The following is a 1776-nucleotide window of genomic DNA, read 5'->3' as shown; positions in this document are numbered from 1 at the left end:
CCGTAGCACATGGCGGCGATCAGGATCAGCACCACGATCAGCACCACCACCATCACTTTGTTGACCTGGGCCACATCCGCCGAAGTCGGGTAGCCGGCCAGGGTTACCGCGCCGCGCAGGGCCGCTTCATCGTAACCGTCGATACGCACATCACCCACGCTCACCTGTACCGGGCTGCCGGCTGGCGCGGCGGCGCTGCTGTATGGCAGACCTTGCTTGACCAGGAAGGTCTTGACCTTGTCACACGGGCTGTCAAAACGCGCCTTGCCCACCGGGTCGAACTGGAAGGTGCAGGTGGCCGGGTCGGCCAATACGGTAATCGGCGCCTGGTGGCTGGCCTGGTCCATCGCCGGGTTGGTGTAATGCGCCAGCCCTTTGAAGATCGGAAAGTACAGTGCGGTGGCCAACAGCAAGCCGAGCATCAGCACCGGTTTGCGCCCAACCTTGTCCGACAGCCAGCCGAACAGGATGAAGAACGGCGCGCCGATCACTACGCTGATAATCAACAGCATATTGGCCAGGGCCGGGTCCATCTTCAGGAACTGCGTGAGGAAGAACAGCACATAGAACTGCGCCGCATAGAAGGTCACTGCCTGCCCGCCGTTGATGCTGAACAGCGCAATCAGCACCACCTTGAGGTTTTCCCATTTACCGAAGGATTCGCGGATCGGCGACTTGCTGGCCTTGCCTTCCTCTTTCATCTTCAGGAATGCCGGCGACTCATGCAGGCTCATGCGGATCCAGGTGGAAATGCCCAGCAGCACAATCGAGAACAGGAACGGAATGCGCCAGCCCCACACCTCGAACTGGTCGCCGGTGAAGTAACGGCAAGCCAGTACCACCAGCAGCGACAGCAGCAAGCCAAGGGTGGCTGTGGATTGAATCCAGCTGGTGTGCAGGCCGCGTTTGCCGGCCGGTGCGTGCTCGGCCACATAGGTGGCTGCGCCGCCATATTCACCGCCTAACGCCAGGCCTTGCAGCATGCGCAGCACGATCAGAATGATCGGCGCCGCAATGCCGATGCTGGCATAGGTCGGCAATAGCCCGACACAGAAGGTCGCGACACCCATCAGGATGATGGTGACCAAAAACGTGTACTTGCGCCCGATCATGTCGCCCAGGCGGCCGAACACCAACGCGCCGAACGGCCGCACCACAAAGCCTGCGGCAAAGGCCATCAAGGCGAAGATGAACGCCGTGGTGTCGTTGACCCCGGCAAAAAATTGCTTGCTGATCACCGCCGCCAGGGCGCCGTAGAGGAAAAAGTCGTACCACTCGAACACCGTCCCTAAAGACGAGGCGAAGATGACTTTCCTTGATTCGCTGCCGGTGCTCGCCTTGACGGCCGAGCCCAGGGGTTGAGCATGTTCTGACATCGGGTATCCCTCACAGTGATTATTTATTGTTGTTCCACTGTCGGCGCCGGGTGCGGCGCCGCTATTCAGATTGCATGAACCGTTTCTCTCTGCGGGGCGAGACTCCTTGTGTTCGGCGAAAGCATCAGCTGCGCTGCCTTTTCCGCAATCATCAGTGTAGGTGAGCAGGTGTTGCCGGATGTAATGCGTGGCATCACCGAGGCATCGGCAATACGCAGGCCCGGCACGCCATGTACGCGCAGTTGCGCATCGACCACGGCATCTTGGTCATCGCCCATGCGGCAAGTGCCCACCGGGTGGAAAATCGTCGTGCCGATACGCGCGGCGGCTTCATGCAGTTGTTCTTCGGTTTGCAGCGCGTCGCCCGGCAGGTATTCCACCGGCTTGAACTGGCTCAAGG

Annotated in this window: 2 protein-coding genes; both read right to left on the bottom strand. The window is 60.4% G+C overall.

Annotation, left to right across the window (positions count from 1 at the left end; genetic code table 11):
* A partial coding sequence (locus FEM54_RS31855) for an MFS transporter (protein WP_138454198.1) occupies positions 1-1376 on the bottom strand: 1376 nt, incomplete at its 3' end.
* Positions 1377-1441: 65 nt separating this feature from the next.
* A partial coding sequence (locus FEM54_RS31850; RefSeq protein ID WP_240792833.1) for a GMC oxidoreductase occupies positions 1442-1776 on the bottom strand: 335 nt, incomplete at its 5' end.

Source organism: Pseudomonas edaphica, from assembly GCF_005863185.1.
GTDB classification, from domain to species: domain Bacteria; phylum Pseudomonadota; class Gammaproteobacteria; order Pseudomonadales; family Pseudomonadaceae; genus Aquipseudomonas; species Aquipseudomonas edaphica.
The sequence above is the reverse complement of the archived record's forward strand: the minus strand, read 5'-3'. Positions and strand labels throughout refer to the sequence as shown.